The organism is Polaromonas sp. (assembly GCF_029945895.1).
Classification (GTDB): domain Bacteria; phylum Pseudomonadota; class Gammaproteobacteria; order Burkholderiales; family Burkholderiaceae_C; genus Polaromonas.
The window spans coordinates 1-4,914 of sequence record NZ_JAQSDL010000021.1; the positions used below are offsets into that span (position 1 = coordinate 1).

Sequence of the window (4,914 nt, forward strand, 5' to 3'; positions counted from 1 at the left end):
CAAACCAGTGAATGGCCAGGCATTCGCGCAAACGCAGGCGGGCACGGTGAAGCTGGACATACAGGTTGGTCGGCGTGAGCGAGAGTTCCTTACAGACTTCTTCGCAGGACAGCTCCAGCCATTCGCGCATCAGGAACAAGCGCCCCAGAGCGGGGGGCAAGCGCTCCACGCAGGCATCGAGGACCTTGAAAAACTGGCTTTGCGCCAGGGTTTGCTGCGGATCTCCCCAGTCACCGGGCGGGCTGGCGAAATGGCCGTCACGCTTGAAAACGAGCTTGTCCAGTTCGTCCGCGTCGTCGTCGTCCCCGTGGTCGGGCAACGAGACCTCCCGCGCGTGGCTGCGAATCAGGTCGACAACCTTGTGCTTGAGGATGCCGACCAGCCAGGTCTTGAGCTGCGAACGGTTGCCAAACGATTGCGGCCTGGACAGGGCTGCCAGCAGGGTCTCGGAAACGGCGTCTTCGGCCCAGGCATCGTTGCGCAGCTGCAGCCGCGCAAACCGCAGGAGGTAGACCCGGTGTTCAACCAGTTGCTCTTCAAAGGAGGCCATGGATGGCGAGTCTAGCCGCACGGCGACCCGCACGCGCAAAAAAAGTGCAGAAAAAACCGTAAGAAGGACAGCGGCCCTGCGACCAACCTTTGGCAACAAACGCCCTGTTTTTTGCGATCAACAAGGAAACCATCATGGGCTTCGCCTGTCACCCCCCACCCCCCGCGACCGGTCCCAGCGTTGCGCATCCCGGCCGAATCTTGCGGGGCCTGGGGGCAATGGCCCTCCTCGGGCTCGGGATCGCCGCGCCTGCCCTGGCGCAGACAGCGCCGACCGCTTCAAAGGCGGAACGTGTTGCAGCCGCGCCAGCCTCCGCACCACCGCAGATCGAAGGAAAAACAGTGGAGGGCACACCGTTCAGGCTGTCTTCGCTCAAGGGCAAGGTGGTGCTGGTGCTGTACTGGTCCACCGGTTGTGCCGTCTGCCGCGACAAGATGCCCGAGCTGCGAACGAACTACGAAGGCTGGGCCGGCAAGCCCTTCGAGCTGGTGGCGGTGAGCACCGACGCGCGCATGAAAGACCTGCTGGACTACGAGAACATCATCTCGCGCACCGTGCCGACCCGCCAGCGTTTTGTGCAGCTCTGGGCCGGTGACAGCAGCTACCGCGACAACCTGGGCCAGCACGCGCAGCTGCCTGCGGGTTACCTGGTCGACAAGTCCGGAAAAATCGTGGAGCGTTATGTGGGCCGGATTCCGCCGGAGGCCTGGGACCGCATTGCCGACCTGCTGTAGCCGTCAGCTTTTTTTGACGGTGAAAAAAAGCCTGTAAGAAAGCCGGCAGTCGCCAGACCAAGCTTTAACCAGACAGAGAAATCACATGGGTCTGGTTGCGATTTTTAACCTGTTCGAATCAACTGGAGATTTCAAATGAACCAACGCGCCCTGATTGCTGCAGCTGCAGCCTCCCTGCTGTCCACCATGCTGGTGGCCACACCTGCTGTTGCCCAGCAGAAAGAAAAATGCTACGGCATTGCCAAGGCCGGCCAGAATGATTGCGCCAACTTGAATGGCAGCCATTCCTGCGCGGGCCAGTCCAAGGTCAGCGACGATGCCAACGAGTGGAAGTACGTGGCCAAGGGAACCTGCACCAGCATGAAGGGCCTCACCGCGGACCAGGCCAAGATGAAGGGCATGGAAAAACCCATGATGGACAAGAAGAGCTGATCGCCTGCTGACTGTTCTCACCCGGGCGAAGCCGCCTGTCCCTGGACAGGTGTCGCCTTATGGCTGTGACTGATCCCACCTTTTTCACCACGGGCATAGGCTGGCGGCATCCGCACTATGGGTCGCTTCTCGAGGCGCAACCGGAACTGGACTTCCTGGAAGTCCATTCCGAAAACTTTTTTGGGCTTGGCGGTGCAGCGCTCGCCGTGCTGCAGGAGGCTCGCCAGACCTACCCGGTCAGCCTGCATGGCGTCGGGCTGGCGCTGGGCTCGGCCGTTGGGATCGATCCCTGGCACCTGGACCAGCTTGCCGCGCTGGTCGAGCGTATCGAACCGGTTCGCGTCTCGGACCATGCCTCATTTGCGCGCGGACCGTGGGGCGGTGCCACCGTGCATGCGGCGGATCTGCTGCCGCTTGCCTTTCACCGGCAGTCGCTGGATGTGTTGTGCGCGAACGTGCAGCAGGTGCAGGACCGGCTGAAGCGCCGCCTGCTGGTCGAAAACCTGTCCGCCTATGTGCGCTTCAACAGCTCCGACATGAGTGAAACCGATTTTCTTTCGGCACTCGCCAGCCGCAGCGGCTGCGGCCTGCTGGTCGATGTCAACAATATTTATGTGAACGCATGCAACGAGCGCCTGGCGGGCAGTACGGACGACCCGGTGCGCGCCTGCATGGCGTGGCTGGACCGGATACCGCCGCACGCGGTGGCGGAACTGCACCTCGCGGGGCACAAGGACTGCGGTGACATCGTCATCGATGACCACGGCAGCCGCGTGTGCGACGAGGTGTGGCAGCTTTACCGGCATGCGCTGGCGCGTTTTGGCAAGGCGCCGGGCGGCCTGGCCACCCTCGTGGAGTGGGACACCGACATCCCACCGCTGCAGGTATTGCTCGACGAGGCGGCCAGCGCCCGCGCGCTGCAAGCCCTGGCGAACAGCGCGGTGGCGGCATGAGGCCCGACAGTTTTCAGCAGGAGCAGCAGGGCCTGCTACAACTGGTGCTGGGCGCGCCCGGTGGCGCAGCTCCGCCGCGCTGGCTGTCTGCCGGTGACGCTGCCCAGGCGGGGTGCTTGCAACGCGGCCTGCAAGCCTACCGCGCGAACGGTCAGGCGCTGGCGGAGCGTGCGCTGGCCGCGGCCTACCCGGTGCTGGTGCAGCTGGTCGGCGAAGAAAATTTTGCGTCGCTGGCGCGCCACTTCTGGGCCAGGCACCCGCCCGTTTGTGGCGACATGGCTTGCTGGGGGGACCTGCTTGGCGCCTTCGTCGGGGCGTCCGCCCAGTTGGCCGATGAACCCTGTCTCGCCGATGTTGCCCACCTGGAGTGGCGCATGCATCTGGCCAGCAGCGCCGCCGACGTGTCGCCGGATGCGGCGACGTTTGCTCGGCTGGCCACGGAGGATCCGGCACGGATCACGCTCACCCTGGGCGCGGGCGTGGCCTGGCTGGCGAGCCCTTATCCGGTGGCCAGCATCGTCAATGCCCACCTCACAGGCAGCCCCAGCCTGCAACAGGCCGGGCAGTGGCTGGCCGAGGGCCGCGCTGAACACGTGCTGGTCTGGCGCCAGGGCTTGAGGCCCCGCGTGCGCGTGAGCACGGCGATCGAACACCGGCTGCTCGAGATGTTGATGGCCGGCCGGTCCCTGCTCGACGCGCTGGACAACGCGCACCTGCCCGGTGACAGCGGGGCCGTGCCCTTTGATTTCAATGCCTGGCTGGGCGAGGCGGTGCAGACCGGCCTGGTCATGGGCGTGCATTCGTTGCCAACTACCGAAGGAAACACATGATGACAAGTAATGGCCGCATGGCCTGGCTGGCGCGCGGCCTGAACGCGTGGGGCGGGCTGACCCGGACCCTCAATACACTGCAGCCGGCGGCGGCCTTGCTGGCGCGCCTGTACATCGCGCAGGTCTTTTTCCTGTCCGGCTTGACCAAGCTGCGCGACTGGGACACCACCGTGGCCCTGTTCACCGACGAGTACCACGTGCCCTTGCTGCCTCCGGCGGCGGCCGCTTTGCTGGGGACAGCGGGTGAGCTGGTGCTGCCGGTGCTGCTGGTGCTGGGCCTGGCGGGCCGCTTCCCGGCGCTGGGCCTGTTTGTGGTCAACGCCGTCGCGGTGGTCTCGCTCAGCGAGATTGCACCGGCCGCCCTGCAGCAGCATGTGTTCTGGGGCACGCTGCTGGCGGGGCTGGCCATTTACGGTGGGGGACCGTGGTCGCTGGATCGCTGGCTGGCGCCGACACTGCAGCGGGTTCGCCGAACTTCATAAGCCAAATCGGCCGTCGACCCAATAGGGGCGTGCGCAACCAGCTATAAATTCAGGAGCAAACGGTGGCCGGCCGCCATCGTGGCCCTCACCAGTTGACCTCGCGGTCGGGCGTGGCGCCGATACGATGGATCGACAGGTCGGCGCCCTCGTATTCTTCTTCCTGGCTCAGGCGCAGGCCCATGGTGGCCTTGATCAGGCCATAGACCGCAAAACCGGCCAGCAGCGCCCAGCCCACGCCCATGACCGTGCCGATCAGCTGCGCGCCGAGGTGCACGCCGCCCAAGCCGCCCAAGGTCTTGCTGCCGAAGATGCCAGCAGCGATGCCGCCCCAGGCGCCGCACAGGCCGTGCAGCGGCCACACGCCCAGCACATCGTCGATCTTCCAGCGGTTTTGTGTCAGCGTGAACATCAACACAAACACCGCACCGGCGACACCGCCCGTCACCAGTGCGCCCAGCGGATGCATCAGGTCCGAGCCAGCACACACCGCCACCAGACCAGCCAGCGGGCCGTTGTGCACAAAGCCCGGGTCGTTCTTGCCCAGCGCCAGCGCGACCAGCGTGCCGCCGACCATGGCCATCAGCGAGTTGACCGCCACCAGACCGGAAATCTTGTCGATGGTTTGGGCGCTCATCACATTGAAGCCGAACCAGCCGACCGTCAGTATCCAGGCGCCCAGCGCCAGAAAAGGAATGCTGGACGGCGGATGCGCCGAGATGCCGCCGTCTTTGCGGTAACGGTTGCTGCGAGCGCCCAGCAGGATCACCGCCGGCAGCGCCAGCCAGCCGCCGACCGCATGAACCACGATGGAGCCGGCGAAGTCATGGAACTCGGATCCGGTCAGCGCCTTGATCCAGGCCTGCACGCCGAAATGCTGGTTCCAGACAATGCCCTCGAAAAACGGATAGACAAACCCGACGATCACGGCGGTGG

At 65.0% G+C, this 4,914-nt stretch carries 7 protein-coding genes; 5 read left to right on the top strand and 2 right to left on the bottom strand.

Annotation, left to right across the window (positions count from 1 at the left end):
* On the bottom strand, positions 1-550 hold a 550-nt coding region (locus PSV33_RS02385; RefSeq protein ID WP_300558174.1), incomplete at its 3' end, for a sigma-70 family RNA polymerase sigma factor.
* A 218-nt stretch (positions 551-768) separates the two neighbouring features.
* On the opposite strand from PSV33_RS02385, the gene PSV33_RS02390 reads away from it, so the two are divergent.
* The 5 genes from PSV33_RS02390 to PSV33_RS02410 all read left to right on the top strand — a co-directional run bounded on the left by PSV33_RS02390 (position 769) and on the right by PSV33_RS02410 (position 3,981).
* Entirely contained in the window at positions 769-1,284 is a 516-nt protein-coding gene (locus PSV33_RS02390) for a peroxiredoxin (protein WP_300558176.1), read from the top strand.
* A gap of 135 nt (positions 1,285-1,419) precedes the next feature.
* The gene (locus tag PSV33_RS02395; RefSeq protein ID WP_300558178.1) at positions 1,420-1,716 is read left to right on the top strand and encodes a DUF2282 domain-containing protein; all 297 of its coding nucleotides are present in this window, start codon (positions 1,420-1,422) and stop codon (positions 1,714-1,716) included.
* A gap of 59 nt (positions 1,717-1,775) precedes the next feature.
* Complete coding sequence (locus PSV33_RS02400; RefSeq protein WP_300558180.1) at positions 1,776-2,669, top strand: DUF692 domain-containing protein; 894 nt, start codon at positions 1,776-1,778, stop codon at positions 2,667-2,669.
* On the top strand, positions 2,666-3,499 hold the full coding sequence (locus PSV33_RS02405; RefSeq protein WP_300558182.1) for a putative DNA-binding domain-containing protein: 834 nt from the start codon (positions 2,666-2,668) through the stop codon (positions 3,497-3,499). Before PSV33_RS02400 ends, PSV33_RS02405 begins: the two co-directional genes overlap by 4 nt.
* Positions 3,496-3,981: a DoxX family protein gene (locus tag PSV33_RS02410; RefSeq protein WP_300558184.1), complete on the top strand. Its 486-nt coding sequence runs from the start codon at positions 3,496-3,498 to the stop codon at positions 3,979-3,981. The genes PSV33_RS02405 and PSV33_RS02410 overlap by 4 nt, the downstream gene beginning before the upstream one ends.
* An 85-nt stretch (positions 3,982-4,066) precedes the next feature.
* Here PSV33_RS02410 and PSV33_RS02415 read toward each other — a convergent pair.
* A partial coding sequence (locus tag PSV33_RS02415) for an ammonium transporter (protein ID WP_300558186.1) occupies positions 4,067-4,914 on the bottom strand: 848 nt, incomplete at its 5' end.